This window comes from Halosolutus gelatinilyticus (assembly GCF_023028105.1).
GTDB lineage: Archaea > Halobacteriota > Halobacteria > Halobacteriales > Natrialbaceae > Halosolutus > Halosolutus gelatinilyticus.
Genome location: NZ_CP095492.1, coordinates 370,595 through 396,959 on the forward strand (window position 1 = coordinate 370,595; position 26,365 = coordinate 396,959).

Annotated in this window: 27 protein-coding genes and 1 pseudogene; 11 read left to right on the forward strand and 17 right to left on the reverse strand. The window is 62.3% G+C overall.

All coding sequences use genetic code 11. The features are described from left to right. The first annotated feature begins 50 nt into the window (after positions 1–50). The gene (locus tag MUH00_RS20735) at positions 51–2,504 is read left to right on the forward strand and encodes a methyl-accepting chemotaxis protein (protein ID WP_425603065.1); all 2,454 of its coding nucleotides are present in this window, start codon (positions 51–53) and stop codon (positions 2,502–2,504) included. A 237-nt stretch (positions 2,505–2,741) separates the two neighbouring features. Next, positions 2,742–3,614 carry a 3-hydroxyacyl-CoA dehydrogenase family protein gene (locus MUH00_RS20740; protein WP_247004182.1) on the forward strand — a complete coding sequence of 291 codons (873 nt, stop codon included), beginning with the start codon at positions 2,742–2,744 and terminating at the stop codon, positions 3,612–3,614. Between the two features lie 25 nt (positions 3,615–3,639). Here the strand turns inward: MUH00_RS20740 and MUH00_RS20745 are convergent, their stop codons facing one another. The 11 genes and pseudogenes from MUH00_RS20745 to MUH00_RS20795 form a co-directional block, all read right to left on the reverse strand. After that, positions 3,640–4,416 carry an enoyl-CoA hydratase/isomerase family protein gene (locus MUH00_RS20745; RefSeq protein ID WP_247004183.1) on the reverse strand — a complete coding sequence of 259 codons (777 nt, stop codon included), beginning with the start codon at positions 4,414–4,416 and terminating at the stop codon, positions 3,640–3,642. A gap of 342 nt (positions 4,417–4,758) precedes the next feature. Beyond that, positions 4,759–5,238 (reverse strand): Zn-ribbon domain-containing OB-fold protein, encoded by a 480-nt coding sequence (locus MUH00_RS20750; RefSeq protein ID WP_247004184.1) that lies wholly within the window; start codon positions 5,236–5,238, stop codon positions 4,759–4,761. Between the two features lie 107 nt (positions 5,239–5,345). Continuing rightward, positions 5,346–5,477 (reverse strand): annotated as a pseudogene (locus MUH00_RS23280) (3-hydroxyacyl-CoA dehydrogenase NAD-binding domain-containing protein); the annotation flags it as partial. Between the two features lie 166 nt (positions 5,478–5,643). Further along, positions 5,644–6,096 carry a MaoC family dehydratase gene (locus tag MUH00_RS20760; RefSeq protein WP_247004186.1) on the reverse strand — a complete coding sequence of 151 codons (453 nt, stop codon included), beginning with the start codon at positions 6,094–6,096 and terminating at the stop codon, positions 5,644–5,646. A 105-nt stretch (positions 6,097–6,201) separates the two neighbouring features. Then, a complete protein-coding gene (locus MUH00_RS20765; RefSeq protein ID WP_247004187.1) occupies positions 6,202–6,528 on the reverse strand; it encodes an ATP-binding cassette domain-containing protein in 327 nt (108 codons plus the stop codon). 207 nt (positions 6,529–6,735) lie between these two features. After that, positions 6,736–7,545: an enoyl-CoA hydratase/isomerase family protein gene (locus tag MUH00_RS20770; RefSeq protein ID WP_247004188.1), complete on the reverse strand. Its 810-nt coding sequence runs from the start codon at positions 7,543–7,545 to the stop codon at positions 6,736–6,738. 151 nt (positions 7,546–7,696) lie between these two features. Further along, entirely contained in the window at positions 7,697–8,413 is a 717-nt protein-coding gene (locus tag MUH00_RS20775; protein WP_425603066.1) for an ABC transporter ATP-binding protein, read from the reverse strand. After that, the gene (locus MUH00_RS20780; RefSeq protein ID WP_247004190.1) at positions 8,406–9,245 is read right to left on the reverse strand and encodes an ABC transporter ATP-binding protein; all 840 of its coding nucleotides are present in this window, start codon (positions 9,243–9,245) and stop codon (positions 8,406–8,408) included. The genes MUH00_RS20775 and MUH00_RS20780 overlap by 8 nt, the downstream gene beginning before the upstream one ends. A gap of 2 nt (positions 9,246–9,247) precedes the next feature. Beyond that, positions 9,248–10,327 (reverse strand): branched-chain amino acid ABC transporter permease, encoded by a 1,080-nt coding sequence (locus MUH00_RS20785; RefSeq protein WP_247004191.1) that lies wholly within the window; start codon positions 10,325–10,327, stop codon positions 9,248–9,250. Continuing rightward, a complete protein-coding gene (locus tag MUH00_RS20790; RefSeq protein WP_247004192.1) occupies positions 10,328–11,197 on the reverse strand; it encodes a branched-chain amino acid ABC transporter permease in 870 nt (289 codons plus the stop codon). Positions 11,198–11,287: 90 nt separating this feature from the next. Further along, positions 11,288–12,538 (reverse strand): ABC transporter substrate-binding protein, encoded by a 1,251-nt coding sequence (locus MUH00_RS20795; RefSeq protein ID WP_247004193.1) that lies wholly within the window; start codon positions 12,536–12,538, stop codon positions 11,288–11,290. Between the two features lie 113 nt (positions 12,539–12,651). Between MUH00_RS20795 and MUH00_RS20800 the strand changes: the two genes are divergently transcribed. From MUH00_RS20800 to MUH00_RS20810, 3 genes are all read left to right on the forward strand, one after another. Further along, complete coding sequence (locus tag MUH00_RS20800) at positions 12,652–13,545, forward strand: CoA transferase subunit A (RefSeq protein WP_247004194.1); 894 nt, start codon at positions 12,652–12,654, stop codon at positions 13,543–13,545. After that, positions 13,535–14,308, forward strand: a complete 774-nt coding sequence (locus tag MUH00_RS20805; RefSeq protein ID WP_247004195.1) for a CoA-transferase subunit beta — start codon at positions 13,535–13,537, stop codon at positions 14,306–14,308. Before MUH00_RS20800 ends, MUH00_RS20805 begins: the two co-directional genes overlap by 11 nt. A gap of 371 nt (positions 14,309–14,679) precedes the next feature. Then, the gene (locus MUH00_RS20810) at positions 14,680–16,314 is read left to right on the forward strand and encodes an acetate--CoA ligase (protein WP_247004196.1); all 1,635 of its coding nucleotides are present in this window, start codon (positions 14,680–14,682) and stop codon (positions 16,312–16,314) included. A 712-nt stretch (positions 16,315–17,026) separates the two neighbouring features. Here the strand turns inward: MUH00_RS20810 and MUH00_RS20815 are convergent. Together MUH00_RS20815 and MUH00_RS20820 are read right to left on the reverse strand one after the other, a co-directional pair. After that, the gene (locus tag MUH00_RS20815) at positions 17,027–17,311 is read right to left on the reverse strand and encodes a 2Fe-2S iron-sulfur cluster-binding protein (protein WP_247004197.1); all 285 of its coding nucleotides are present in this window, start codon (positions 17,309–17,311) and stop codon (positions 17,027–17,029) included. Positions 17,312–17,314: 3 nt separating this feature from the next. After that, on the reverse strand, positions 17,315–17,812 hold the full coding sequence (locus MUH00_RS20820; protein WP_247004198.1) for a GNAT family N-acetyltransferase: 498 nt from the start codon (positions 17,810–17,812) through the stop codon (positions 17,315–17,317). A 278-nt stretch (positions 17,813–18,090) separates the two neighbouring features. Here MUH00_RS20820 and MUH00_RS20825 point away from each other — a divergent pair, with 278 nt between their 5' ends. The 6 genes from MUH00_RS20825 (at position 18,091) to MUH00_RS20845 (ending at position 21,536) form a co-directional block, all read left to right on the forward strand. Further along, positions 18,091–19,011, forward strand: coding sequence for a Phenylacetic acid catabolic protein (locus MUH00_RS20825; RefSeq protein ID WP_247004199.1), 921 nt, complete (start codon positions 18,091–18,093; stop codon positions 19,009–19,011). Between the two features lie 2 nt (positions 19,012–19,013). After that, complete coding sequence (locus tag MUH00_RS20830; protein ID WP_247004200.1) at positions 19,014–19,409, forward strand: metal-sulfur cluster assembly factor; 396 nt, start codon at positions 19,014–19,016, stop codon at positions 19,407–19,409. A 5-nt stretch (positions 19,410–19,414) separates the two neighbouring features. Then, positions 19,415–19,624 (forward strand): phenylacetic acid degradation PaaB family protein, encoded by a 210-nt coding sequence (locus MUH00_RS20835; RefSeq protein WP_247004201.1) that lies wholly within the window; start codon positions 19,415–19,417, stop codon positions 19,622–19,624. Beyond that, positions 19,617–20,387: a Phenylacetic acid catabolic protein gene (locus MUH00_RS20840; RefSeq protein WP_247004202.1), complete on the forward strand. Its 771-nt coding sequence runs from the start codon at positions 19,617–19,619 to the stop codon at positions 20,385–20,387. Before MUH00_RS20835 ends, MUH00_RS20840 begins: the two co-directional genes overlap by 8 nt. Before the next feature lie 8 nt (positions 20,388–20,395). Continuing rightward, positions 20,396–20,572, forward strand: coding sequence for a PaaD-like zinc ribbon domain-containing protein (locus tag MUH00_RS23285; protein WP_425603074.1), 177 nt, complete (start codon positions 20,396–20,398; stop codon positions 20,570–20,572). A 121-nt stretch (positions 20,573–20,693) separates the two neighbouring features. Continuing rightward, positions 20,694–21,536, forward strand: coding sequence for an enoyl-CoA hydratase/isomerase family protein (locus MUH00_RS20845; protein ID WP_247004203.1), 843 nt, complete (start codon positions 20,694–20,696; stop codon positions 21,534–21,536). 181 nt (positions 21,537–21,717) lie between these two features. Here the strand turns inward: MUH00_RS20845 and MUH00_RS20850 are convergent, their stop codons facing one another. From MUH00_RS20850 to MUH00_RS20865, 4 genes are read right to left on the reverse strand one after another with little or no spacing between them, the layout of a single operon-like run. Continuing rightward, positions 21,718–22,674 carry an MBL fold metallo-hydrolase gene (locus tag MUH00_RS20850; RefSeq protein ID WP_247004204.1) on the reverse strand — a complete coding sequence of 319 codons (957 nt, stop codon included), beginning with the start codon at positions 22,672–22,674 and terminating at the stop codon, positions 21,718–21,720. Next, positions 22,667–24,094: a UbiD family decarboxylase gene (locus tag MUH00_RS20855; protein ID WP_247004205.1), complete on the reverse strand. Its 1,428-nt coding sequence runs from the start codon at positions 24,092–24,094 to the stop codon at positions 22,667–22,669. The genes MUH00_RS20850 and MUH00_RS20855 overlap by 8 nt, the downstream gene beginning before the upstream one ends. Next, positions 24,091–25,587 (reverse strand): UbiD family decarboxylase, encoded by a 1,497-nt coding sequence (locus MUH00_RS20860; RefSeq protein WP_247004206.1) that lies wholly within the window; start codon positions 25,585–25,587, stop codon positions 24,091–24,093. Before MUH00_RS20860 ends, MUH00_RS20855 begins: the two co-directional genes overlap by 4 nt. After that, the gene (locus MUH00_RS20865; RefSeq protein ID WP_247004207.1) at positions 25,584–26,081 is read right to left on the reverse strand and encodes a hypothetical protein; all 498 of its coding nucleotides are present in this window, start codon (positions 26,079–26,081) and stop codon (positions 25,584–25,586) included. The genes MUH00_RS20860 and MUH00_RS20865 overlap by 4 nt, the downstream gene beginning before the upstream one ends. Positions 26,082–26,365: the final 284 nt, after the last annotated feature.

Here is a 26,365-nt window from a genome sequence, read left to right on the forward strand (position 1 = left end):
TAACCTGAGCCAGTCATTTATATGATAGTATATTAATGGTATCCCATACCATGAATTCGCCGCGGGAGCTAGTACCGACGGTCATCCGTCGTAGATACGGCATCAAGTTCGGTATCGTGTTGCTGATTCTCGGGCTTTCGATCAGCCTGATCGGATACGGTGCGACCGCCGAAATCACCGATCAGGTCGAAGACCGCGTTCAGGCGGACCACGCGGACGCTGCCAGCCAGGACGCACAGAACTTCCAGCTGTGGCACGATCGGAACGAACACACCGTCGGGATGATCGCGCAATCCGAGGTCGTCGCTGACGGCGATCCAGAGGCGATCGAAGAGCAGTTTTCCGGATGGAAATCGGGCCTCGACGCCGATACGTTCGAGATTTCGCACGTCGATCTCGAGAACGAGACGGTGCTCGCGAGTACCAACGAATCGCTTCGCGGAGCCCCGATGTCCGAATTCGAGGGCGTTCCCGGGAGCGTCTACGCTGCCAGCACGCGAATTTACGCCTCGAACACCGAGCCGTACCGCGCCACGGACGAGTACGGGCAGAAGAGGGTCGTGATGAGCTACGTCCAGCGATCGACTACGGACGAGAACCGGGCGATCGTCTACACCGTCGATCTCGAGGCGTATTCGAGTCGGCTTCACGGCAAGCGGGGCGCGGTGACGATGATCGTCGACGGCGACGACGAGATCGCCCTTGACAACGCCGTCTACGGCGACGACTACGAGGCGTTCGGTCTCACGTACGAGGGTGCGACCGGGCTCGTGCAGGCGGCGCGAAACGGAGGCACACACACCGAGCGCGTCTCGAGTTCGTCGCTCGTCTTCGGGACCGATCCCTACGGCTTCGGCAATGATAGCCACGACGAGTACGTTACGAGTTCGGCGCGCGTGTTCGGCACCGACTGGGTCGTCGTGACCCACGAGCCCGCCGATCAGGCCCTCGGATTCGTCAATTCGGTCAATCAGTACGGGATCTATGCGACGATCCTCGGCGTCCTCCTGATCGGCGCGATCGGAGCCGTCCTCGGACGGAACACCGCCGTCTCGATCGATCGGCTGACCGACAAGGCCAGCCAGATGGAGGAGGGCGACCTCGACGTCGACCTCGAGACGAAGCGGATCGACAACATCGGGCGGCTCTACGACGGCTTCGACTCGATGCGCGACGCTTTGCGCGAACAGATCAGCGAAGCCGAAGCCGCCCGCGAGGAAGCCGAACGCGAACGCGAACGCGTCGAAGAGATCAACGACGACCTCGAGCAGGCCGCCGACGAGTACAGCGACGTGTTTCAGGCGGCCGCCGGCGGCAACCTCACCGCCCGCGCGGACGTCACGAGCGACAACGAGCAGATGCAACTGATCGGAGAGTACGGGAACGACATGCTCGACGCGTTCGAGCAAACCATCGCCGAACTCAACCGATTCGCAACCGATGTCGCGACCGCCTCCGAACAAGTGACCGCCTCGAGCGAGGAGGTTCGCTCCGCATCCCAGCAGGTTACCGAGTCGATCCAGGAGATTTCCGACGGTGCGGATCGACAGAACGAGTCGCTGCAGTCGGTCAACCGGGAGATGAGCGGCCTCTCGACGACGACCGAGGGGATCGCCGCCTCCTCGAACGAGGTCGCCGACATCGCCGAACGGACGGTCACCACCGGGCGAGAGGGGCAGGAAGCCGCCCGAGAGGCGATCACCGCCATGGAGGAGATCGAGACCGAGGCCGGCGACGCCGTCGCCGAGATCCGCCGGCTTGAGGACGAAGTCCAGCAGATCGACGAACTGATCAACACGATCTCCGAGATCGCTCGCCAGACCAACATGCTGGCACTGAACGCCAACATCGAGGCCTCCCGCTCTGCGGGCGACAGCAGCGACGACGAAGGGTTCTCCGTGGTCGCCAGGGAGGTCAAGGTCCTCTCGGAGGACGTCGCCGAGGCCGCCGACGAGGCCGAGGACCGCCTCGAGGCGATCCGCGGACGGACCGAGGAATCGGCCGCCGAAGTCGAGAACACGAGCGAAGAGATCGACGACGCCAGCGAACAGGTCCAAAAAGCGGTTAGCGCGCTCCAGGAAATCACCGACCTCGCCAAGGAAACCAACGTCGGCGTCCAAAAGATCTCCGCGGCGACCGAAGAACAGGCGGCCTCGACTCAGGAGGTCGTTGCGATGGTCGACGACGCGGCGACGGTCTCCGAGGAGACGACCTCCGAGGCCGAAAACGTCGCCGCAGCGGCCGAAGAGCAGACCACGGCGCTGACCGAAGTGACGAGATCCGCCTCGAGTCTCTCCCAGCAGGCCACGCGGCTGTCCGAAGCGCTCGATCAATTCAACACCGACACGGAGCCGGCGAAATCCGAGTCGGCGTTCGACTTCGACGGCGACGGAGACGATGGCGCGACCGAACACGTCGACGATGCCGAGAGCGGTGAAGAATCCGACGGTGCCGACATCGGGAACGATGACGTGTTCACGTTCGGAACGGCCGACGAGGAGTGAGAACTGGATCGTCGGGACAATTCACTTTGAACGCCGGTCCTCGAACCGCCGACGGTCTCCCACTATTGCGGTTCCAGTTTATCGTCTCGAGTTCTCGGACGCGAGCGAACGCGACCGTTGTCCGTACCGACCGCGGCTTGCGAGTTACACGCGGCCGACCGCGCTCGCGTCGATTCGCCGCTGTCTCCGCTCGCGGCGATAGGAACCTTTTTCGTCGACACCCGAGTCCACTCGTCCATGTCCGTAACGGTCCTCGGAGCGGGGAGTATGGGACGTGGAATCGCACAGGTCTCGGCGATGGCGGGCCACGACGTGGTCCTGCGGGATATCGAGGACGGCCTCGTCCGGGACGGCCTCGAGGGGATTCGGCAGAACCTCCAGGGCGGCGTCGATCGCGATAAGCTGACCGAATCCGAGGTGGCGGAGACGCTCGACCGAATCGAGGGCACGACCGATCTAGAGACGGCCGTTGCGGACGCCGACCTCGTGATTGAGGCTGTCCCCGAGGACATGGCCCTCAAGCAGGACGTGTTCTCGGACGTCGAGGCCGCGACGGGCGCCGAGACGGTCATCGCCTCGAACACCTCCTCGCTGTCGGTGACCGAGATGGCAAGCGTCCTCGAGAACCCCGAGCGGGCGGTGGGACTGCACTTTTTCAACCCGCCGCACATCATGGACCTCGTCGAGATCGTCGTCGCCGAACAAACCGACGAGCGCACCGAGGCGGTCGCCGTCGACTACGTGCAGAGCCTCGAGAAGGAGGACGTGGTCGTCCGGGATACGGCCGGCTTCGCGACCTCGCGGCTGGGACTCGCGCTCGGGTTGGAGGCGATCCGGATGGTCGAGCAGGGCGTCGCCAGCCCCGCGGATATCGATGAAGGGATGGAGATCGGCTACGGCCATCCGATGGGACCGATCGAACTCACCGACCACGTCGGGCTGGACGTCCGCCTGCACATCGCCGAACACCTTCGCGAGGAACTCGGCGAGCGGTTCAAGCCGCCCCAGTCGCTTCGTCGAAAGGTCCGCGCGGGCAAACTCGGCAAGAAGACAGGCGAGGGGTTCTACGTCTGGGAAGACGGCGAGCGCGTCGGCACGAGCGGCGACTGAAGCGATGACGAACGCTGAAGGGGCGCTACTCTCCGGTGAACTCGGGCTCGCGGTCCGCTCGGAACGCCTCGATCCCTTCCCGGTGGTCGTCGGTCTCCAGCAGCGTGCTCTGCGCGAGGGACTCGAGGAGACCCGCGGTCTGCGTGTCGGCGTCGCGGGCGGCGTTGACGACCCGTTTCGCGAGGCCGAGTGCTTGCGGGGGCTTCTCGAGGAGGTCGTCCGCATAGGCGCGGGCGGCGGCCTCGGGATCGGCCTCGATGCGCTCGACGAGGCCGATCTCGCGCCCACGCTCGCCGTCGACGAGTTCGCCGCTGAAGATGAGATCCTTCGCCGTCCCAGGCCCGACGAGGTTCACGAAGCGGGAGCAGCCGCCCAATCCGGGAATGAGACCGATGTTGTGTTCCGGGAAGCCGAGCGTCGCGTCGGGGCTCGCGATCCGGACGTCACACGCCAGCGCGAGCTCGAGGCCGCCGCCGACGCAGGTACCGTCGATGGCGGCCAGCACCGGCTTCTCCATCGCCTCGATCCCGTCGAACGCGCGGCCGAGGATGCGCGAGTTCGAGCGGAACTCGTCGGTCGTCCACGACTGTGCCTCCTCGAAGAGTCCGACGTCGGCGCCGACCGAGAACACCTCGTCGTCACCGGTGATGATCCCGACGCAGACCCGGTCCTCGCGGAGGACGTCGACGGCTTCGGCGAGTTCGTAGCGCATCTGTTGGTCGATCGCGTTGACCGGATCGTTTGCGATCCGAACCGTCGCGACGCCCTTGCTGACTGACACCTCAAGCGTTTCAAACGTCATGATCGGACGCACGGTCGGGAGTATCTTGGTTCTTTCTCACCACGGCGTCGTTCGGCTCCGACGCTGGCCGCGAGCGCGCGATACGAAGGGAGCAGGAGATGTTCGCGGACCGGTTTATGCCCGTTCCCCTTCCGAGACGGAACCATGCGTTCCGAGCGACTCACTACCTCGAGGACATCGAGACGGGTACGTCCGGGAGACGCGCTTGCGATCGAGACGACGATCCCTGTGTTATCGGTCAAGAGCCGTGAACTCGTCGAACGACATCTCTCGGTCCGCCCAGCGAAGTCAACGGCTCGATCGCAGTGGTGCGACGAACGGACTACCGAAGCGAGTGGCCGACTAGACCGTCTCGAACCGATAGAAGACTCGGTCCTGATCGATCGAATTGTCAATCTCGACGGTCTTCAGTCGAACCGGATCGCCGATGGAGAGGTCGTCGTAGCCAGCGTCATCGATCCGCGCCGAGAGGCGGACGTCGCCAAGATCGACGGTCCCGGCGACGAACGGTGTGTCTTCGTTCATCCCGATCGCAGCGGTACCCCGCACTTCGGTGAACGAGTGGATCTCGCCTTCGTGGGGAAGCGAGACGTACTCGAGGTCGTCCGACAGGCACTCCGGGCAGACGATCCGCGGTGGGAAGTGGACGGTCTCGCACTCTTCGCAACGAGTCGTGGTGAACTCGCCCGCGCGGAGGTTATCGTAGAACTCGTGGATTCGGGTGTGCTCTGGGTCCTGTAGCTCGTAGAAGTCGAGCAATCGCAGAAGTTCGATCTCGTCGGGAATCGATACGGTTTTGCGTGGTAGGTCGTCGTCAGTCATTGTGGGTCCCTCGCGAGCGTCATGACGCTGTGTACTGAGCCGTTGCCACTGAGGTTGTGGATAAGTCCCGTCTCCGGACTGTCGGGAACCGCTCGCGCGTCCGGGACGTCGCCGACTCCGTCCTCGACGAGGTCGCGAATCGTCACGTCGTATCCGGCTATCGCTGCCACTTCCGCGATACCGTGACCCATGCTTCCGGCGCCGAGCACGGCTACCTTCTCGATGCTAGCAGTCGTCATACTCGAGTGTAAGAATACCGTTCACCTTTGTATTAGCATCGATATTCCGGTCGCTAACGGATCGGCGAAGCAGGACGGAGATCCGCAGCATCAGCCGTCGATCGAATTCTCGGGGTCGCTACCGGCGATGAGCTTGGGACCGTAATTCCGCGTGACTGGTCGGTAGTCAGTCGGCGTCGCGACGGAGGAGTATGTTGGTTCCAGTCCACTCGAGCACCTCGTCACCGTCTTGGTTGTACGCGCGGATCTGATTGCGCACGTAACCCCGATCGTTCCGACTCCGCGACGGGCGCGTCTCGAGGATTTCGTTCTTGACGAGCAGCGTGTCGGCGGCGTACACCGGTTCCGACCAAGCGAGTTCGTCCAGCCCCGGTGACCCGATACTCGCCGTCTCGCCGAGGAACCCGTCGACGAACAGTCGCATGCAGACGCTCGCGGTGTACCAGCCGCTGGCGATCACTGCACCGAAGACGGACTCCGCCGCCGCCTCCTCGTCGACGTGGATCGGTTGGGGATCGTACCGTTCGGCGAACGCCATCATCTCGTCTTTCGGTACCGCGTAGCTTCCGAGGTCTCTGACGGTTCCCTCCGCAATGTCTTCGAAGTAGATGGTCGACATCACGTGAACGCTTGCGGCCGGACCTGATAAAACGACCAGATATCAGTCGACTTACTCGGCGGTACTGTCGGTACCGCGGCTCGAGGAGTCGAAGCTGGGAGCGTCTCAGCCGGTATCACCGTCGAGCCCCAGTTCGTCCTGGAGCGCCGCCGTGAGCCGATTCGTCGTCCACCCGTTCTCGCTGATAGCGGTTCGCTCGATTTCGGAAGCCGAAACGATGCTGACGGAGTCGCCGACGGTGCGGATCGTTCGGCCGGTGATGCCGGTCGTCTCGTCATGTTGTTGGCCGCCGCTCACGCGAGGCACGTCTGCGCCGACGACAGATCGCATCGTCGTTTTTCCGGCGCCGTTTCGTCCCAACAGGGAGACGATCTCGCCCTCCTCGATAGCGAAGCCGACGTCGAACAGTACCCGTCCCGTCTCGTAGCCCACCGAGACAGCCGGCGAGTCCGATCGGCCCGGCCGGCGCTAGTGTCGACGCTCTAAGCACGCTTCGCCTGCTAATATCACTCACGGTACGCAGGGACACCAATGGGTTACTGTGGTGAATAGATTATGGAGGTTAACCGCTCATCTACGTATGTACGATTGTGATCTCTCCCGGCATCAGTTAATATCCGGTCGAAAGGGCGGAAGAAATCAGCCCCAGTCGGGCTGGCGTTTCTCGAAGAACGCTGCTAACCCCTCGTCAAACAGGTCCGAATCGCTCATTCGCTTGATCGTCGATCGCTCTTGCTCGAGGTGCTGATCGAGCGCGCCGTCGAAAGCGGTATCGAGGAGGCGCTTCGTCTGGGCGTACGTTTCGGTCGGCCCGTTCGCGTACCGGATTGCGTCTTCGGTCACAGACTCGAGGAACGCCGATTCCGAGCCCTCGTACCGCTCGTTCGCGAGTCCGAGATCGACCGCGTCCACTGCGGAAATCGGATCGGGATCGAACAGCAACTCCCGAGCCCGGTGCGGACCGACCGTCCGCACCAGGAAAAACGGTGTCGCATTGTCCGGCGTAAGTCCGATTCGGGAATACGCGGTGTCGAATACCGCGTCCTCGTGCATACTGATCAGGTCCGATGCGAGCGCGAAGCCGAGACCGCCGCCGGCCGCGACGCCGGTGACGGCCGAAATGACCGGGGCCGGAAACTCCCTGACCGATCGGATAAACCGGTTCGACGCGGCCGCGATCGTGTCGATTTTCGCCGAACGCATCTCCTGAGGCATCTGCTTGACCGAACGGAGGTCCGCACCCGCGGAGAACACCGGTTCGCCGTAGAGAACGAGACAATCGACGTCCCCCGCGAGGACTTCGACCGCCGTCGCCATCGCCTCGACTTTCGAGGGCTGGAAGACGTTCATCGGCGACTCTCCCTCCTCCATCACGAGGCGAGCGACGGCGTCGTCCGCGAGGTGTTCGACGCGAACGAGGTCGTGGATTCGCTCGGACGCTACGTCCACGTCGATACACCTCCCTTGATGCGTTCGGTTGCGTTCCGCATAGTCACACGGATGTAGCCGCGTGCAGTTAGGCGTTCGGATAGCCTCGAGACGCGCATCGAACCGCTACTGATCCGCGTCGTGGTTTCTGAGGACATGAGGCGTACGACGATCATTTGACACCGAGATATCCCTCCATCGTTTCGCGGTCGTCGAGCAGTTCCGTGGCGGTGGACTCGTGGACGATCTCGCCGGTCTCCAGGACGTACGCGCGGTCGGCCAGCTCGAGCGCCATCTCGGCGTTCTGCTCGACGAGCAGGATCGTAACGCCGCGTTCGTTCAGCTCTCGAACGATGTCGGCGACGTCGTCGACGATCTGTGGCGCCAGCCCTTCGCTCGGTTCGTCGAGCAGGAGGAGGTCCGTCTCGGGGCCCAGCAGCGCGCGAGCGATCGCGAGCATCTGCTGTTCGCCGCCGCTCATCGTCCCGGCCTTCTGGGCCCGGCGCTCGTCGAGTCGTGGGAATTGCTCGTAGATCTCCTCGAATCGCTCGGTCTGATCGTCAGCGCCGCTGTGTGCTGCCAGTCGTAGATTCTCCGCGACAGTCAGACTCCCGAACACGCGTCGCTCCTCGGGAATCCACGAGAGACCCCGTTTCCGGATCTCGTGTGGGTCGAGTCCGTCGATCCGGCTGCCGGCCTTCGCGATCGTTCCGTCCGTCGGGGGAGTCAACCCCATGATGCTCCGAAGTGTCGTCGTCTTTCCCGCGCCGTTTCGGCCGACGAGGGCGACGATTTCGCCGCGGTCGACGGCGAGCGAGAGATCGAAGAGGATGTGACTCTCCCCGTAGTGGGTGTCGATCGAGTCGACAGTGAGCAATCGCTCACTCACGCCCACCACCTCGTAGATACGCTCGCTGGACGCGTTCGTCCCGCTGGATCTCCGTCGGCGTCCCCTGCGCGAGTAGCGATCCCTCGTTCAGCACCGCGATCCGATCGGAGATTCCCATAACGATATCCATGTCGTGCTCGATGATCACGATCGTCGTATCCGTTGCGATGTCCTCGATCAGTTCGACCGTTTCCCGAGTCTCTTCGGGACTCATCCCGGCCGTTGGCTCGTCCAACAACAGGAGCTTCGGATCCGACGCGATGGCGATCGCGATCTCGAGGTGGCGTCGCTGCCCGTAGGAGAGGCTCGAGGCGGGTTCGCGGGCGACGTCGTCGAGGTCTACTTGCTCGAGAATCCGCTCGGCATCGGCGATCGGCCCCTCGAACGACGCGTGATGAGCGAGGAAGTCCGACGCGCCGAAGCCGGAGTATCGGGCCTGCGCCGCGAGTCGGACGTTCTCGAGCGCGGTGAGCTCCGAGAAGAAGTTCGTGATCTGGAACGACCGGACGATTCCGCGGCGAACGATCTCGTGCGGCGGGTGCCCGCCGATCGGCTCACCCCGGAACTCGATTCGGCCGTCGGTCGGCGTGTACTTCCCGGAGAACACGTTGAACAGCGTCGTCTTCCCGGCCCCGTTGGGCCCGATGATCGACGTGATCCCGTCGGCGAGGACGTCGAGCGAGACGGAATCGATCGCCGTGAGCGGACCGAACATCTTGGTGAGGCCCTCCGTTCGGAGGATCACGTCGCTTGGCGGCTCCGACCGAGCGTCGGTCGACGTTTCGGTCTCGGTCTCGATCGCCGTTTCGAGGTCGTCTACGTTCTCGCTCATCGTTAGCCTCTCACCGTTTCGACGTAGTTTTCGATCGCTCGTCGTGCCTGCCCGACGGCAGCGCGGGGATCGTTCCGGAACGAGACGATCACCCCAGCGAGGCCGCGGGGGGCGAAGATTACGACGGCGACGAACAGGCCGCCGAGGATAATCTCCCAGCTCGCGACGCCGCCGAGACGATCCTCGAGCAGGACGACGAGTCCGGCACCGAGCATCGGCCCCCAGAAGGTTCCCATGCCACCGAGCAGGACCATCACCACAAGCTCGCCACTGACGGTCCAATGGAGCAGTCCGGGATTGGCAGCGCTTTGAAACGGGACGTAGAGCCCACCTGCGAGACCGGCGAACCCGCCGCTAATCGAGAACGCGATGACTTTGTACCGCTGAACGTCGTAGCCGACGAATTCGACGCGCTCTTCGTTCTCGCGAATTCCTTGGAGGACCCGACCGAACGGAGAGTTAGCGAGTCGAACCAATCCGGCCAGCGACAGCGCCACGATTCCGAGCGTCAGATAGTAGTAGTTGAGCCGATCGCGAAAGTCGATCCCGAACAGTTCGTACAGCTGGATGCCGTAAAGCCCGTTGTCGCCGCCAGTCACCGTCTCCGCGGCGACGATCGTCGCCGGGAGGTCCGTGAACGCGACGACGTAGAGCATCTGTGCGAACGCCAGCGTCAGCATGGCGAAGTAGATCCCACGAGCTCGTACGCTGAGCCAGCCGATCACCGCGGCCGTGACGACGCCGGTGAGGATCGCGATCGGCAGGACGACCAGCGCGCTCGCGGTCACGTCCGTAATCAGGAGCGCCGCGGCATACCCGCCGGTGCCGTACATCGCGGCGTGGCCAAACGATAGGAGTCCGGCGTAGCCGAAGATGAAGTCGAGACTCAGTGCCAACAGCGCGAACGTCAGCATTCGAATCAGGAGGTTCAGCCAGAACGGCTGGACCGACTGGATGACCGGCCCTACTGCGGCGAGGACGAGGAGGCCCGCCACCAACGCGAGTCGACCGGGCCGAGAGAGGATCTGGTTCCCGGTCTGCGGTGCGTCCCGTTGTCGGATGTACTCGAGTGCTGATTGCATCTATGCTGCCTCTGTCGTGCCGAAGAATCCGTTTGGTTTGATCATCAGTACCACGGCCATCAGTCCGAAGAGGAATAACTCCGTCAGCGTCGGCGCGATCAACGCCCCGTACGAAGTGACCAGTCCGATGAGCAACGCGGTGTAAACAGCGCCACGGAAGCTCCCGAGACCGCCGATTACGACGATCACGAAGGCTTCGATGATGATGCCCATCCCCATTCCGGGGTTGACCGATCGCGAGACGGCCAGCAGGACGCCCGCAAGTCCTGCCAGCACCGCACCGAAGACGAAGACGCCGGTGAACACCTTCGAGACGTCGATTCCGAGGGCATTTACCATCTCGGTATCGTGGGCGCTGGCTCGCATGAGGATGCCGAAGTTGCTCCGTTCAATCGCGAGCCAGATGGCGACGATCAGGATCGTGCCCACCACCAGGACGAACAGGCGGTAGAGCGGATAGTTGAGCGATCCGATAGCGACCGATCCGGTCAGCAAGTCCGGTCGGGCGATCCGTCTGGCCTGTCCGCCCCAGACCTGCAGGACCGTGCCCTGAATCATGATCGCAAACCCGAAGGTAAGGAGAATGTGATAGAGGGGGTTGCGGCCGTAGAGGGGGCGAAGCGACAGCACTTCGATCGCGGCGCCGACGACGCCGACGAACAGCGGTGCGAGCACCAACGCGAGCCAGAAGCTCCCGAGTTCCGCCGCGATGACGGCCCCGAAGTACGCGCCGAGCATGTAGAGCGCCCCGTGTGCGAAGTTGATGACGTCCAGCATACCGAAGATCAGCGTCAGGCCGGCGGCGATCAGCGCGAGCGTCACCCCCAGTTGTAGACCGAGCAACGTGGCTCGGAGTATCGTTTCGACCATCTCAGTTGAATCCTCCACTCGAGTCGGGTGGTCGGCTACTGCCTTCCGTCCGATCGAGCACGTATCGGCGGATTCGCCGGATCATACTACTCACAGGCTGCATCCCCAGCTGGGACTTTCGACTCCTTCGATCGTTTCGACGACCTGGTTTTCGACGGGTTGCTCCCCGTCGCTTGCGACGACCTCCCGGACGTACAGGTTCTGGATCGGCTCGTGTGTCTCGGGATTGAACCGGAAACTGCCTCGTGGACTGTCGAGTTCCGTTCCGCCGAGGGCGTCCGCCATCTCGTTGGGATCCGAACCGCCCGACTCCTCGACGGCGGCGGCGAACGCCTGTGCGGAATCGTACCCCTGACAGGCGTAGACGTTGGCCGACGAGTCGTACGCGTCGCGGTAGTTCTCGACGAACTCCGTGTTTCGATCGGTCTCCTGGGTCGGCGCATAGTGAAGCAGCGAGTACATGCCAAGCGCCGCCTCGCCTTGTGCGGGGAGCGTGTCCTCCGACAACAGGAAGCCGCTCCCGGTCTGGGTCATCTCCTCGTTGAGCCCGTAGTCGGCGAAGTCCGTGATGTAGTTGACGGCGTCGCTCCCCGCGAAGAAGGAGAACACCGCGTCGGCGCCGCTGTTCTCAATGTCGCCCAGGTACGTCGAGTAGTCGTCGGTCCCCAGCGGAGCGCCGACTTCGGCGACGACCTCGCCGCCGGCGTCTTCGAACGCCTCCCTGAAGAAGTTCTTCGAGTTCTGGCCGAACGCGTAGTCGGCGTAGGCCAGACAGACGGTGTCCGCGACGTTGTTGTAGACCCACCCCGCAAGCGGCGCGCTCGTCTGCCAGTCGTTGAACGACGTCCGGAAGTGGTAGTTCAGACAGCCCTCTTCCGTGACCCGGTAATCGCCCGCATTGGCGTTCAGCCAGATCGCGCTCGCCTCGTTTTCGATGGTCTGCATCATCGTGATCGCGACGGCGCTCGAGACCGGACCCACGAGCGCGTCGACCTGCTCTTCGACCAGCAACTCTCGCGTCACATCTACGCCGCGGTTCGTATCGGCTTCCGTGTCCCGCTCGATGGTTTCGACCTCCTCACCGTCGATCTCGCCGTCGTTTTGCTCGAGGTACAACTCGAACCCGTTGACAATACTTTCCCCGAGTATCGCGTACGTGCCGGTAAACGGGAGCGCGTAACCGACGGTCAACCGGTCTTCGCCGCCGAGACAACCGGCGAACGCGGATCCTACCCCGACCGCTGCGCTGCCCGCCAGATACTGACGTCTCGATATCGTCGGCGTCGAAGCCCGATTGCTCCCCGCTCGATTGCCACACTCACCCGTGGGTCTGCGAACCATACACTCCCGTGAGGCGGTATCATACATATAGATTCCGATCATATGCGGAAACGAGCGTCGGTTTGCAGATATCCAACGAGGATTTATATGCGACCATCGGCATTCGATACGGTGTGGTAGCAAGCACCGAATCACTGGACGTTGCGGTATCGCATATCGACCCCGGAAGTTCGATCGCCGTCGGCCTCGCGCTCGAACACGCGATCCCGTTCGCGGCGGGGCACGAACTCCTGCGACGGGGAATCGACGATCTCACCCTGATCGGACCGATCAGCGACCTGCTGTTCGATCAGTTGATCGGCGGCGGCGCGGCATCCGAGATCCGCGCCGCGTGGGTCGGAAACGTCAGCACCGGCACCGGCTACCGGTTCCGGGAGGCCGTCGAGGGCGGGGAAATCGCGGTCGAAGACCACTCCAATTTCAGCATCGCGCTCGCGCTACAGGCCGGCGCGATGGGCGTGCCGTACCTCCCGACGCGCTCGCTACTCGGAAGCGACATCTTCGAACGGAGCGAGCTGTTCGTCGAGGCGACCGACCCGTTCGAGGGCGATCGGATCGCGCTCGTCCCGGCCATCGAACCCGACTGGGCGATCGTTCACGCCCAACGTGCGAGCCCGCGGGGCGACGTCCACCTGTGGGGGAACACCGGAATCGTCGGCCCGGCGGTCGGCGCGGCCGAAAACGTGCTGGTCACCGCGGAGGAGATCGTCGAACCGGACGTCATCGAGAGCGACCCGAGCAGGGTCGCGATCACGCGCGAACAGGTCGCCAGCGTCGTCGAGTGCCCGTTCGGAGCGCATCCGTCGCCCGTCGCCGGCTATTACAACCGAGACAACGAGTACTACCTTCGGTACGATCGCCGGACAGAGAGCCGGAGCGGATTCGAGGAGTGGGCAGACGAATGGGTGTACGGCGTCGCCGATCGCGAGGAGTACGCGACGCTCGTCGACGCGGACCTCGAGATCACCGAGCCGACCATCGCCGCGGAGGTGCAGTATGGCCAGTAGCGAATACACGGATCGCGAGTTGATGGTCACCACCGCTGCGCGCGAAATCGAGGACGGCGACACCGCGTTCGTCGGCATGCGACTGCCGCTGATCGCGTTTCAGGTCGCGGTCAGCACGCACGCGCCGAACGCGCTGGCGGTCTACGAGAGCGGAGTCGTCCGGGATTCGCCCGCGGACGGCTTCATTCACACGATGTGCGATCTTCCGAACCTGGACCGCGCCGTCTCGACGACGGGCATGGTCGACATCATGTCCCGCCTCCAGCGCGGCGATATCGACGTCGGGTTCCTCGGCGGCGCCGAAATCGACCGCTACGGGAACCTGAACACGACTCGAGTGACCGCCGGCGATCGAGAGATCCGCCTCCCCGGCAGCGGCGGCGCCTGCGATATCGCGTGTATGGCCGATCGGACCGTCCTGCTTATGCCCCACGAACCGCGCCGGTTCGCCGAGTCGGTCGAGTACGTGACAAGTCCCGGCTATCCGGCCGACGATGACGGTCGCGACGACCGTCCCGCACCCGGCGGCGGTCCGAGCGCGCTCGTCACGTCGAAGGCGACGTTCGGATTCGACGACAGTGGTGAACTCTACCTCCGCAGCGTCCATCCCGGATCCGAGATCGAAGACGTACTTGCGGCCTTCCCGTGGGACGTACAGACGGCCGACGATGTCGGCGACGGAGCCGTCGAAACAACGCCCGAACCGACGGCCGAGGAACTGGACCTCGTTCGGACGTTCGATCCGGACGGGTTCTGGACCTGAACTCATCAGCGCGCTACTCACCGAGTCGCCGGCAACTCACTTTTCGGTGAACGGACTCGCGCATCACCGGCCTCGAGGAATCGACCCCCGAAACCCGCGTCGCCGACCTCGCGTCGACAGATGTCGTCAAAACGGGCGAACTTGAGGGGGAGACGTACGAGCGGATCGCTCCGGCCATCCCCGACGAGGGGGTCTACCATCGGAGCGGCGGTCCGACGGGCTGACGACGGACGCTACGAAGTCCGGGCAGAGCAGGACGGTCCGAATAATCGTTCGAGCGGAAACGGATAACGGACTACTGTATTTTTCAGAGATACTGCATCCGAAGGAACCGGTAGGTATATAATTTAAAGCTATGATGGAGTAGTCGTATGCAGGAGAGTATCACAGAGGAGTATCTGCCGGACGAAGAGAACGCTCCGGAGCACGTTTACTCGCTCCCGGAACTCCACTACCCGAAACGGATCAACGTCGTCGACGAACTGGTCGACCGACACATCCGCGAGGGACGGGGCGAGAACGTCGCGATCTACTTCGAGGATCGGACGATCACGTACGAGGAACTTCGGGAGAAGGTCAACCGCATGGGGAACGCCCTCCGTGACCTCGGGATCGGCGCCGGCGACCGGGTCGTGGTACGGTTCCCGAATCGGCCGGAAGCGATCGTCTCCTGTCTGGCGGTTCAGAAGATCGGCGGGGTCGCGCTCCCGTCGATGAAACTCCTCCGGGCGAAGGAACTCGAGTACATCATCAACAACGCCGAGGCGTCGGCCGTCGTCGTCTACGACGATCTCCTCGACGAAGTCGAGAACGCGCTGCCCGAACTCGAGACGGTCGGGGACATCGTGGTCGCCGAGCGCACCGGCGTCGACCACAGCTACCACAGCTACGACGACCTGCTCGACGACGCCGACGACGAACTCGAAGCTTACGAGACCGAGCGCGACGATATCGCGTTACTGCTCTACACGAGCGGGACGACCGGGCGACCTAAGGGTGCGATCCACACCCATCGGAACGTGCTGGCCACCGCGGACTCGTACGCGCGGTACTGCCTCGAACCGACTGAAGACGACGTCTTCGGCGGAAATCCGCCGCTTCCCTTCGCGTACGGCTACGGCGATCTCGTCACGTTCCCGCTCCGGTTTGGTGCGAGTACGAGCCTCGTCGCGGACGCCGACCCCGGCGACCTGCTGGAAGCGATCGAGGATCACGGGATCTCGATCCTCTGTTCGATCCCAACCGGATTCAATCAAATCCTCTCCCAGCACCCCGACGGTCCCGAGGAGTACGACGTCTCGTCGTTGCGACTCGGTCTCAGCGCCGGCGAGCCGCTGACGCCGACGACCTACGAGAACTTCGAGAGGGAGTACGGGATCAACCTCCTCGACGGGATTGGAACGACGGAGATGCTTCACATCTTCATCAGTCACCGCCATACCGAGAAGATCGATCCAAGCGTGACCGGCTATCCGGTCCCCGGATACGAGTGTAAGATCGTTGATCCCGACACCGGTGAGGACCTCGAACGCGGCGAAGCGGGTCTGCTCGCGGTCCGCGGACCGACCGGGATCGCGTATTGGGACCGCCCCGAAAAGCAACTTGAGGTCAATCAGGACGGCTGGTCGATCCCAGGCGATATCTTCGTCCAGTATGAGGACGGTCGACTGGAGTACAAGTCCCGCAGCGACGATCTCATTATCTCGAGTGGGTATAACATCCCCGGCCCAGAGGTCGAGGCGGTCATCGAAGAACACGAGTCGGTCGCTGAAGTCGCCGTCGTCGGCAGTCCCCACGAGGAGCGCGGTGAGATCGTGAAAGCGTTCGTTGTCCTCTACGACGACGTCGAGCCCGGAGAAGAACTCATCACGGAGATTCAAAACCACGTCAAGGACGTGCTCGCGCCGTACAAGTACCCACGCGAGGTCGAGTTCCGGGAAGGGCTCCCGCGAACGGAAACCGGGAAGATCCGACGAACCGAACTGCGAGAAGCGGAACACCAGTAGCGATAGAACACGCAGCCGCCCTGGTCGAATATCTCGGTAGCGCTCGTTCTCGACCGCGTCACCGATCGACTCGAGGCGCGGATCAATCGACGCCGCACACTGATTTCCTCCCAGCGACGCCACCTCGGGTAGAAAACTGAACTCCCGACCGGTTCAGTCCATCAACCAGTGGAAACCGCATGCGACGCGCGGGTGAGTACGTCGGTTCCGACGATCGCAGCGATAAATCACCCGTTCTGGACGGCTTCGCCGGGACGCTGTTACTGATGGTGAACGATAACATATGGCGTATACGGATTCGTATTCGTAAATCGTATACATACCAGGTCACTCCACCATCTCACGTCCTGAACTGCTCGGTACTAACAGCGATATATTACACACATACTGTTGTAAAAAAAGTGAGCTCGCCACTCGTTCCGATAGCATCGTACTCCGTCGAACGTCGATCGATTCTATTACAGTAGTACTGGTGTAAACACAACTCGACGAACGGGATAGTGGCGTATACGCTAGCCGTATACGAGACGGAGGGACAGCCACGGCTGCCCGGAGGAGATGACAGCGAATCGGCGACTCGCTGGTGATCGTCTCGCGACAGCCGGCGCCCGTCGCACCGTCCAGCGACCGGGATCGTCGTAGCGAACCGCGACGGATACTGCGGTATAGGTGGTACGATCGGAGCGAAAAGAGTGTGATCCGCCTGTCGGTTTTAGGGGCTTTCGTCCGTCCGGATCCGGAGGTTCGAGCGCGGCTTCGCGATACAGGTCAGGACGTATCCTTCCTCTTTCTCGCTATCCGAGAGGAACATTCCTTCCGTCTGGTCGACTTCACCGTCTTCGACGAGCATGCCGCTGCAGACCCCACAGACGCCCATTCGGCACTGGTAGGGCGGGGCGAGGCCGGCTTCCTCAGCCGCTTCGAGGATCGGCTTGTCGGCCGGCACTTCGATCGTCTGTCCCTCGTCGACGAACTCGACTGTGTAACTCTCGACCATTGCTTACTGCTCTCGATCGATAGATCGTTCGAAGACGTGTTCGACCGGTTCGAAGCCGTTCGACTCATAGAACGCTTCCGCGGACTCGTCGCCGTGGATCGCGTCGACGCGATAGAAGTCGATGTCTTTCTCCGACTGCTCGAACCAGTCGTGAACTTCGTCCAGCAGCGCGGCGCCGACGCCGCTACCCCGGTATTCCTCCGCGACGTAGTGGCCGTTGATGTACCCGTGGTCCTGCAGCCGGAAGATCGGGTGATTCCCCATGATGCGTGCCTCCAGGACGCCAATGAGTTCGCCCGTCCTCTCCTCTTCAGCGACGATAACGGTCCCGTATTTCGAACCGACGAGCTGATTCTCGAAGTACTGCAGCCAGCGATCGTCGGCGCTCTCCTTGTGTTCGTACCGGTCGTCGTACTCCGAGAGGTGGCTCGTGAACCCGTGCCACAGTTCCAGCAGTTCGGTACCGTCATCTAAGGTTGCCTGGCGTATCTCGTACGTCATGCATTATCGTCAGAGATGGACTACTAAAAAATGCACTGGTCATTGAGTTCCGTTTTTTTACACTTTTCGCGGTTGGTCCGGTCCGAAGTGGCGCGGGGCAGCTGGTGAGCGATGGATACCCGGATGGAGACCGAGGGATATCGGGGGTCGCCGGGGCGCTCACGTCGGACCGATCGAACCGCGAATCCCGTCGCGCCCCAATTCGGTAGATACACGAACCGTATACAGGAAACAATTATTACCTTCGAGTAGAAAGGTTCTGTTGGAAGATTAGAGCTATGCCCACCGAGAAGCGATTCAAAGAGGAGCTGCAGAACGGGCGGATGATCGAATCGACGGAAGAGATGACCGACGGGTACAAGAAGGCGCTCAAACAGATCCTGACGGTATCGGGCGATACGGAGTTGATGAGCGCGCCAGCGTACTACGAACAGTCGCTGAACGCGCCGTCGCTCGACGCCCGCGCGTCGTGTATCAGCGTCATTCAGGACGAGCTCGGCCACGGCCACATCGCCTACCGACTGCTCGAGGACTTAGGCGAGGACCGCGAGGAACTCATCTACGAGCGCGAACCCCACGAATTTCGCAATACCTACGGGTTCGACCAGCACATCGACAACTTCGCCGAGCTCGTCACGGCCCACGGGCTGTTCGACCGCGCAGGGATCGTTCTCCTCAGCGACATCCACGAGAACACCTCCTACGCGCCGTGGAAGCGCGCGCTGACAAAAGTGAGCAAGGAAGAGCAGTTCCACCTCCGTCACGGCGAGACGTGGATGCGGCGACTTGCGAACAACAGCGACAAGACCAAGCAGCGTCTCCAGGAGGCCGTCGACTGGATGTTCCCGATGGGCGTCGAGTGGTTCGGCATGCCCGACGACAAGAAGAAACACGACGACCAGCTCGAGTACCGGATCAAGGGTAAGTCCAACGACGAGCTCCGCCAGGACTGGCTGTCCCGAACGCTGCCGCTGACGAACGAACTGGAGCTTGACGTGCCGGCCCGCTACGACGAGAAGCGCGACGAGTACGTCCTCGACTACGATATGCCGGTCGCTTTCGACGCCGACAACAAGGAGTGGCGCTTCGACGAGCCAATTTCGTGGTCCGACGTGATGGATCGCTGGCGCTCCCGCGGTCCGGCGAACGAGAAGTACATCGACATGATCCAGTCCAGTACCGTTGACATCGGGGCCTAGTTATGTCGAGTGCACGAAAACCGGCGAATGTATCGGCGAACGCGTCACTGACCAGTGAGTTCGTCGAACGGCGCCGCGCCGATGCGACGCCGTTCGAGCGGGAGCTGTGGGATATCCTCGACGAGATTCCGGATCCGCACATCCCGGTGAGCCTCGTCGAAATGGCGATGGTTTACGACATCTGCGAAGAGGACAGCCACGTCACCGTCGAGTTGACATTCCCCTGTATGGGCTGCCCGGCCTACGACATGATCCACAACGATATCCGGAGCTGTCTGGCGGTCGTTGACGGCGTCGACGAGGTCGAAATCGACGTCGTCTGGGATCCCGTTTGGTCGAAGGACATGCTCACCGATGCCGTCCGAGAAAAGATGCGCGAAGCAGGAATCAGCCTCTAACCGCCATGAAATACGAAGTATTCGCACGAATCAATCAAGGTGATGATACCAAACATATCGGTAACGTCACCGCGGAGAGCGATCGACTCGCAAAGATGTACGCACACAACACGTTCAACGAAGAAGACTGGGACTTCCTCGCCGTCATCAACGAGGCGGATCTCCTCGAAGTGACCGGCGGCCGACCCGAACTCGAGGTGAGTGCCAGTGAGTGACGATACCTGGCCCGAACTGGCGCTCGACTACGTACAGGCCGTCTACGACACGAAGCTCCTGCTCGGACACCGGTACGCCCAGTGGAGCCTCTCGGGTCCGTCGCTCGAGGACGACATCGGCGGTGCGAGCGCCGCACAGGAGGAAATCGGCCACGTCCGCCAGCTAGCGCGCGAACTCGAAGGACAGGGTCGAGACGCCGACTGGCTGAGCGGCGACCGCGAGCCCGATGAGTTCGCCAACGCGGCCTGTCTCGACCGCATCGACGGCGAGTGGCCGTCGTACATCGCGTCGATCGCTCCGGCAGACCGCGCGTCGTGGTACCTGATCGACGCGATCGATCGGGACGACCTGTTCGGCCTGATCACCAAGATGGGCGAAGACGAGTACTTCCACCTGGAGTACCACGACGCCCGGCTGGAAACGCTGGCCGAAGACGATCCGGAAACGATCCAGCGAACCCTGGAGACGACGCTCCCGCAGACGCTCTCGCTGATCGGTCCGACCGCGTACGATGCTGACGAGGATCCGGTGTTCGGTTCCGGATTCACGGATCGGCCGGTCGCCGAGATCCGTGAGTCGTTCGCCAACCACTACCGAGAGCTGTTCGCGGAAACGGACGTCTCTCTCGAGAACGTCGACTGGAACGCTCCGGCTCTCGAGGAGTGGGACGAGACGCAACGACGCGCCGGCGGCGGGGCAATCAGCGACGAAGACGTCCGACAGCTCCGCGGCGAAGAGAACGAGCTGTTCTTTATGAACTGATGATGGGAATGAACGATCGACTCTCGAAATTGACCGTGACGTGTCCGTTCTGTGAGTCGGCGGATACGGAACGGGAGTCCGCTTTCGGCAGCGAAATTTCGAAGGCCCAGTACTACTGCAACGGCTGCAACACAGTGTTCGAACGGATCAAATACGACGGCGCGAATCCGGACACCGGTCGGTAACCGACCTCGTGTTCGACGTTCGCCCTCGGTACCCATAGCGACAGCTTCCCCATTATTTACACAAAATATATTTTCCGAATTTAGAAAGCTTTTTATGGCGCGGTAGCGATGTGAGTCCTGTATGGAGCTCCCAGCGTTCAGTGAGCTAGATCTGGAGTATTTCACGACGGAAATAAACAGCCACGTCGGTATCCTTCGCCTCGACCGGCCGCCGGCGAACGCACACGACATCGAGGTCTTGCTGGACCTCCAGCGCGCCATCGAGGCCGTTCGGTTCGACGAGAACGTCCGCGCCGTCCTCTTCGGCAGTTCCAACGAGAAGTTCTTCTCGACGGGCTTCGACATTCAGGTTCTGCAGGAGGAGTCCGGTCGGCAGGTCGGCTACGCGAGTCAGACGAGCAAGGAGATCATCATGAAGATGCGGACGACCGACACTATCTTCATCGCGATGGTCAACGGTCACTGCATGGGCGGCGGCCTCGAGCTCGCGCTCGGCTGTGACTTCCGATACATCGGCGACGATGACGACTACAACATCGGCATGCCCGAGATTCACCTCGGACTCATCGCCGGCGAGGCGGGGACGCAACTGCTACCTCGATACATCGATCGCTCCGAAGCGCTACGGATGATGCTCACCGGCGATACTCTCACGCCGGAAGAAGCGACGGAGAGGGGGATTTTCGACGAGATCCATCCGCCGGAAGAGGTCGAAGACGCCGCCTTCGAGTTCGCACAGGAGATCGCCGAGAAGCCGAGCGTCGCGGTGGGTAACAACAAGCTCGCCGTCAACGAGGGCCTCGAAATGCCGCTGTCGGACGCGCTGGCCCACGAGCGCGAACTGCAGAACCGCCTCCTCGGTTCCGACGTCGCGAAGGAGGGCGTCGACGCCTTCCTCAACGACCGCAAGCCCGACTTCGTGGGCGTCGAACTCGGCGACAAGGAACCGGGCGATGAGGAGTAACGGTCGCTCGCGGTACCGTCGGTCTCGCCTCTGACATACCGTCCGCGCCCGTTCTCAGCCCGTAGCGAGAAGAGACGAGAGAGGCGCCGCCGTATCTCTTCGTCTCGACCGACGACTCGCGGCGAACGCTGCGGCCACGATAGGGCGTCGACCAGAGAACGGCGGCCGTCGCCGATTCGAATTACGGCGTCAGCAGAAGGCCGGTCGGATACGAGTCGATCGCAGGACGGTATCGAACCGGCGTTCCGTCAAGACGTTCGACGGGACCCAGTTCGGCGAGTCGCCGCAGGTGCGCGGCCGCCTCGCCCGCGCCGAATTTCGCGTGGATACCGCGCAGTTCACCGAACAGCTCTCGCGCTACATCCCACGGCGTCCGCGCCGACGGTTCCGGTGTCGCGATCGCACGAAAGGCCGCTCTGGCCCGGTTCCGGTGGTGGCGTCGCGCTTCGTCGATCGCCGTCGGAATCTCGATTTCCATACCGTGTCCTGGGTATCCGTCCGTCCGTATCGATTCGAAGCGATTCAGCGATGCGAGATACTGACCGAGCGAATCGTCGAGTCGCGTATCGCTCCCTCCGACGTTCGGCGTGTACGTTGGTAGCAGCAGGTCCCCGAGGAAGATCCCCTCGTCCGTCCGGAACGAGACGTGACCGACGGTGTGACCCGGCGTGTGAACGAACTCGACGTCGACGACAGTATCACCGTCTCCGTGGGGCGTCACCGCGAACGAGTCGGGTACCGGAGACGGCGTATCGGCGCTCGAGACGTCGTCCCGAACCGACTCCGGGACGCCCCATCGCTCGAGAACCCGTCGATCGCGACGACATCGCCGCTCGCGAGCGGCCGCGTAGTCGCCGATCAGCAGCGTATCATCGGCGTGAGCGTGTATCGAGGCGTCGGCGCGATCCGCGAGACGGGACGCGAGGCCGGCGTGGTCGATGTGCCAGTGGGTGAGAAGGACGTGATCCACGTCCGTTATCGCGATCCCGGCGTCCGCGATCCCGTCCCGAAGCGCAGTCCACGCAGTATCGGACGGCGGACCTGGATCGATGACGACGCCGCGGGCCGGAAGCAGGTACGCACAGTTCGTTCCCTCCGGCGATCCGCCGCCGACGGAAACCCTGACGACGTCACTCACGGACGTCGCTCACTCCGCGCTCGTCGAGGAGCGCGTCGAGCCCTAGTTCCTCCCACCTGTCGGCGACCGACTCCAGCACGTTCTCGGAAAAGGACGTCTCGAAATTCACGCGAGGTGCGATGTACTCTTCGTCCCACCGCGGATCCCACGTCGCATTGATGTAGAGCCGGGAGCCGTTCGATCCGTCGGAACGGTATAGCGGCGCCGTCGCGCTCGAGGCGTTCGGTTCGCTGAAGATCCAGTCGTTGGCGGGGTGGGCCTTGACCCACATGTCGTCGATCGCTCGAGCCAGGTTCGACGGATCAGCCTGCTCGTCAAGTATGAGTACCTTGTCGAACAGGTCCGAGAACGAGAAGAGCGTATTAGCGAGCTGCCACTCGAATCCGGCGTACAGGATTTCGCTCGAGACGATACAGAAGCCAAGTTGCCCTTCGACCGGCAACTGAATCCACTCGACGGGCGAGACGCCCCAGTAGTTGTTCACTCGACGGAAGAGCTTCGCCGTCTCGACAAGACACATCAGGTGCAGATCGTCGGTTAAGGGCTCGCCGAGCGGAGTAAACGGAACGATCGGTTCCTCACGGAGTGCGATCGCCTCGGCGTCGACATCGACGGTCGTCGTCTCGCACGCCAGTTCCCACGCTGCTTTCGGCTTGGTTTCGTCGATCACTGCCTCCGATTCGACGGGACTCATCCGGCCGTCGATGCGTACTTCGGCGTCCGTCGGAACGATCCGCGAATCGATCGTCGTCACAGGGACGTCGGTCAATCCCGCTGCCAATTCCGGGACGGTCGGCGTCGTCTGGCCCTGTGTCCACCCCTGAAGCGCCGCGATGAGAGCGGCGGCCGAGACACCGAAAACGACGCTTACGTCGGCCGACGGCGAACACCACTTGGTGACCGCCTCGGGGACAGCGAGTCGTAACGTCCGGCTCCGCTGTACTCGACCCCTGATCGGAGCCCAGGTCGTGACGCCGTTGGCCTCCACGACGAGCAGACCCATGGAGACGAGCGGCGTCCCGTTACCGTCCGTCGGCAGCCCGAGGGAGTACATATCGATCCCCTCACGGACGGTTGCGGCCGGTTTGTCAGTGACGCGGTCGTCGACCGCGGACGACTGCCACCGAGCCAGGCGCTCGATCAGTTCGATATACGATCGTTCCGCGCCGAGATCGAGGGCCTGCGTAATGCGTTGCCACGGTTGTTGATCGGCGCTGGCGAACTGGTCGGCGCCGCCGTAAACGCCGCTCACCGGGCGGACCGCACCGGACGTGTTCTCGAAGAGCGTGACGGGACAGTTATGGCGGATCGCCTCGCTCGCGACCTCGGCGACTGCACCGTCCCAGTGGACGTGTTCCGTAACGGAAACCAGGTCGTCGGTCTCCCGAAGTCGCTCGAGATGTCGTCGTAGCGCCGTCATTGCGCACCCTCCCCGGGATCGACGAACGACAGCGTGCTCGTGTCGACGCCGGCCCGTTCGAGTATCTTTTGCGCCCGATATCTGCGCTCGACGTCGCCGGTCGGCTGCGATTTCCGCGCAGACCTATCGCTGGTCGCATCGATGTACGCCTTCGCCGTCTTCGCTTTCGACGTTCCGGTCTGGATGTCGCCCTTTTCGGTCGGCGTTTGATAGATGTTCAGCGGAACTTTCGGCATCGTTTCGACCCCGAACTGGTGAAAGTCGGTATCCGGATCCGCGTATAACGCGAGCGCCTCGAGTACCTCTCGTTGGTCGAGCGGATTGACGTCCGCGTCGACGAATATAAAGAAGTCGACGTGGAGCATCCCCCACGTCGTAAAGATGAAATTCGCCATATCGTGGAGATAGCTGGGATTGGTCTTCTCGGTCGAGATCGTATAGATCGTTCGCGGCGTCGACTTCCACGGGGCACAGCACTCGACGTCGAACTGGGCGGTTCGTAGTCCGAGCGTCGCATCCGGGCCGACGCAACCGACCTCCATCGAACTGGTCGTGTTCTCCGAATGCCCGACGCCGGTACCTTCGACGCAGAACGGGAGTATCGGATCCGTCTGGTGCGTGATTCCTGTCACTCGAAAGAGGGGCATCGATCTTCTGGGACCGTGCATATAGCCGAAATAGTCGCCGAAGGGGCCTTCGTCGCGGCGCTCGTTCGGAAGGATCTCGCCCTCGATGACGAGTTCGGCTGTCGCCGGAACGAGGAGATCGTTCGTTTCACACGGAACGAGTTCAACCGGCTCCCGTTTCAACCCGCCCGCGTATTCGGCCTCGTTCCGACCCGTCGGAATCCACATTACGGACGTGTACCGGACCGCTGGTTCGACGCCGACGGCGATCGCGACGGGCATCGGTTCGTTTCGCTCTTCGTACTTGTAGTAGTAGAGGTTCGGTGTTTGCTCGCCCGCTAACAGGAGGACGCTACTCGTTTCGCTGTCGTGGATCATCGTTCGATGATTCGACCAGTCGACCCAGTCGGAATCGGGATCCGGTGCGATAAGCGTGTGGACGTTCGAATAGCGCCCGCCGTCGCCCGCGTGAATGTACGGCCACGGGAAGTCAAGGAGATCGATCTCGTCACCTGTCCGGATTTCTTCTTTACAGGGTGCATCGTCCGCGGAAACCGTCACCGGTTCGATCGGATCCTTCAGTCGATCGATCACCGATTCGTAGTATTCACTGTACGAGAGATCCGGTGGCAATCCCAGCCCGAGTGCGATTCGATCCCACGGTCTGCGCTGGGTTCCTCGATACGGGTCGCCGACGAGTTGCGCCGATTCGACGCTCTCAAACAGCGGAACGGCGCTGTCTTCGACGTTCAACAGCATCGTGACGGCACTGGCCTCGAGATTCCACGAAACGGGCTCGGAGATCCGATGGAGATCGCCTCTCGTCTCGAGCGTCTGAAGGTACTGTCGGAAGCTGTGGATCGTCATTTGTGATTGTGCAACTCGTTTGCCAGTTCGTCGCGCTCGGACTGCACTTTGAGGTCGATGTACTCGCTCACGAGTTCCGGATACGTATCGGACAGGTAGTCGAGCATGATCGTTCGGCTCGCCTCGGAGACGGACTCGTGCTCTCCTTTCTCCGTGAGATACTGCAGGAGCGTCTTCACTTCCTTCGACCTGGTGTTGATCACGGTCGACTGTTCCTCGACCTCGGCCATCGTCGACTCGAGCAGATCGGTATCGATCGAATCGCCGCTGTCCGTCTCGAGGACGTCGAGATACCACTCTTCTTTGGTGTTCTCGTGCGGCCCTTTGACGACGGTCAGCGTGTCCGGATCGGTGAGATTGTCCGGATCTCGATCGATCTTGGCCCGGATGTCGAAGATCTCTTTCGTTTCTTCGTCGCTCACTTGTAACTGGATTTCCTCCCCCTCTGGATCGTCGGGTAGGTTACTTTCCGACGTAACGTATTTCCCTGCCATGCCAGTTGTCGACTAGTCGCTCGTCCTCCAAATAAAAACCCTATCTAAGTTAACTAACATATTCGCGCGTTTTGAGGGAAGTCTCGTTCCGACAGAACGACGCTGATCGAATCCCGTTTCGGATCGCCTCGTCCGACTGTATCTATCGCCTCCGCCGTGTCCGTCGAGTAGTAACAGAGATGGGGCCAGAGTGGCTACCTGGACGTATGCTCAGCGCCGATCAGAAGGCGCGCTATCTCGAGAATATCGAAACCGGAACGACGAGAAGAGTGTGGCGAAATCAC

What these genes read in the sequence shown, in the direction of transcription:
- MUH00_RS20735 (WP_425603065.1), top strand. Translation starts at nt 51, where the DNA reads ATGAATTCGCCGCGGGAGCTAGTACCGACGGTCATCCGTCGTAGATAC.
- MUH00_RS20740 (WP_247004182.1), top strand. Translation starts at nt 2,742, where the DNA reads ATGTCCGTAACGGTCCTCGGAGCGGGGAGTATGGGACGTGGAATCGCA.
- MUH00_RS20745 (WP_247004183.1), bottom strand. Translation starts at nt 4,416, where the DNA reads ATGACGTTTGAAACGCTTGAGGTGTCAGTCAGCAAGGGCGTCGCGACG.
- MUH00_RS20750 (WP_247004184.1), bottom strand. Translation starts at nt 5,238, where the DNA reads ATGACTGACGACGACCTACCACGCAAAACCGTATCGATTCCCGACGAG.
- MUH00_RS20760 (WP_247004186.1), bottom strand. Translation starts at nt 6,096, where the DNA reads ATGTCGACCATCTACTTCGAAGACATTGCGGAGGGAACCGTCAGAGAC.
- MUH00_RS20780 (WP_247004190.1), bottom strand. Translation starts at nt 9,245, where the DNA reads ATGAGCGAGAACGTAGACGACCTCGAAACGGCGATCGAGACCGAGACC.
- MUH00_RS20785 (WP_247004191.1), bottom strand. Translation starts at nt 10,327, where the DNA reads ATGCAATCAGCACTCGAGTACATCCGACAACGGGACGCACCGCAGACC.
- MUH00_RS20790 (WP_247004192.1), bottom strand. Translation starts at nt 11,197, where the DNA reads ATGGTCGAAACGATACTCCGAGCCACGTTGCTCGGTCTACAACTGGGG.
- MUH00_RS20795 (WP_247004193.1), bottom strand. Translation starts at nt 12,538, where the DNA reads ATGGTTCGCAGACCCACGGGTGAGTGTGGCAATCGAGCGGGGAGCAAT.
- MUH00_RS20805 (WP_247004195.1), top strand. Translation starts at nt 13,535, where the DNA reads ATGGCCAGTAGCGAATACACGGATCGCGAGTTGATGGTCACCACCGCT.
- MUH00_RS20810 (WP_247004196.1), top strand. Translation starts at nt 14,680, where the DNA reads ATGCAGGAGAGTATCACAGAGGAGTATCTGCCGGACGAAGAGAACGCT.
- MUH00_RS20815 (WP_247004197.1), bottom strand. Translation starts at nt 17,311, where the DNA reads ATGGTCGAGAGTTACACAGTCGAGTTCGTCGACGAGGGACAGACGATC.
- MUH00_RS20820 (WP_247004198.1), bottom strand. Translation starts at nt 17,812, where the DNA reads ATGACGTACGAGATACGCCAGGCAACCTTAGATGACGGTACCGAACTG.
- MUH00_RS20825 (WP_247004199.1), top strand. Translation starts at nt 18,091, where the DNA reads ATGCCCACCGAGAAGCGATTCAAAGAGGAGCTGCAGAACGGGCGGATG.
- MUH00_RS20830 (WP_247004200.1), top strand. Translation starts at nt 19,014, where the DNA reads ATGTCGAGTGCACGAAAACCGGCGAATGTATCGGCGAACGCGTCACTG.
- MUH00_RS20835 (WP_247004201.1), top strand. Translation starts at nt 19,415, where the DNA reads ATGAAATACGAAGTATTCGCACGAATCAATCAAGGTGATGATACCAAA.
- MUH00_RS23285 (WP_425603074.1), top strand. Translation starts at nt 20,396, where the DNA reads ATGAACGATCGACTCTCGAAATTGACCGTGACGTGTCCGTTCTGTGAG.
- MUH00_RS20845 (WP_247004203.1), top strand. Translation starts at nt 20,694, where the DNA reads ATGGAGCTCCCAGCGTTCAGTGAGCTAGATCTGGAGTATTTCACGACG.
- MUH00_RS20855 (WP_247004205.1), bottom strand. Translation starts at nt 24,094, where the DNA reads ATGACGGCGCTACGACGACATCTCGAGCGACTTCGGGAGACCGACGAC.
- MUH00_RS20860 (WP_247004206.1), bottom strand. Translation starts at nt 25,587, where the DNA reads ATGACGATCCACAGCTTCCGACAGTACCTTCAGACGCTCGAGACGAGA.
- MUH00_RS20865 (WP_247004207.1), bottom strand. Translation starts at nt 26,081, where the DNA reads ATGGCAGGGAAATACGTTACGTCGGAAAGTAACCTACCCGACGATCCA.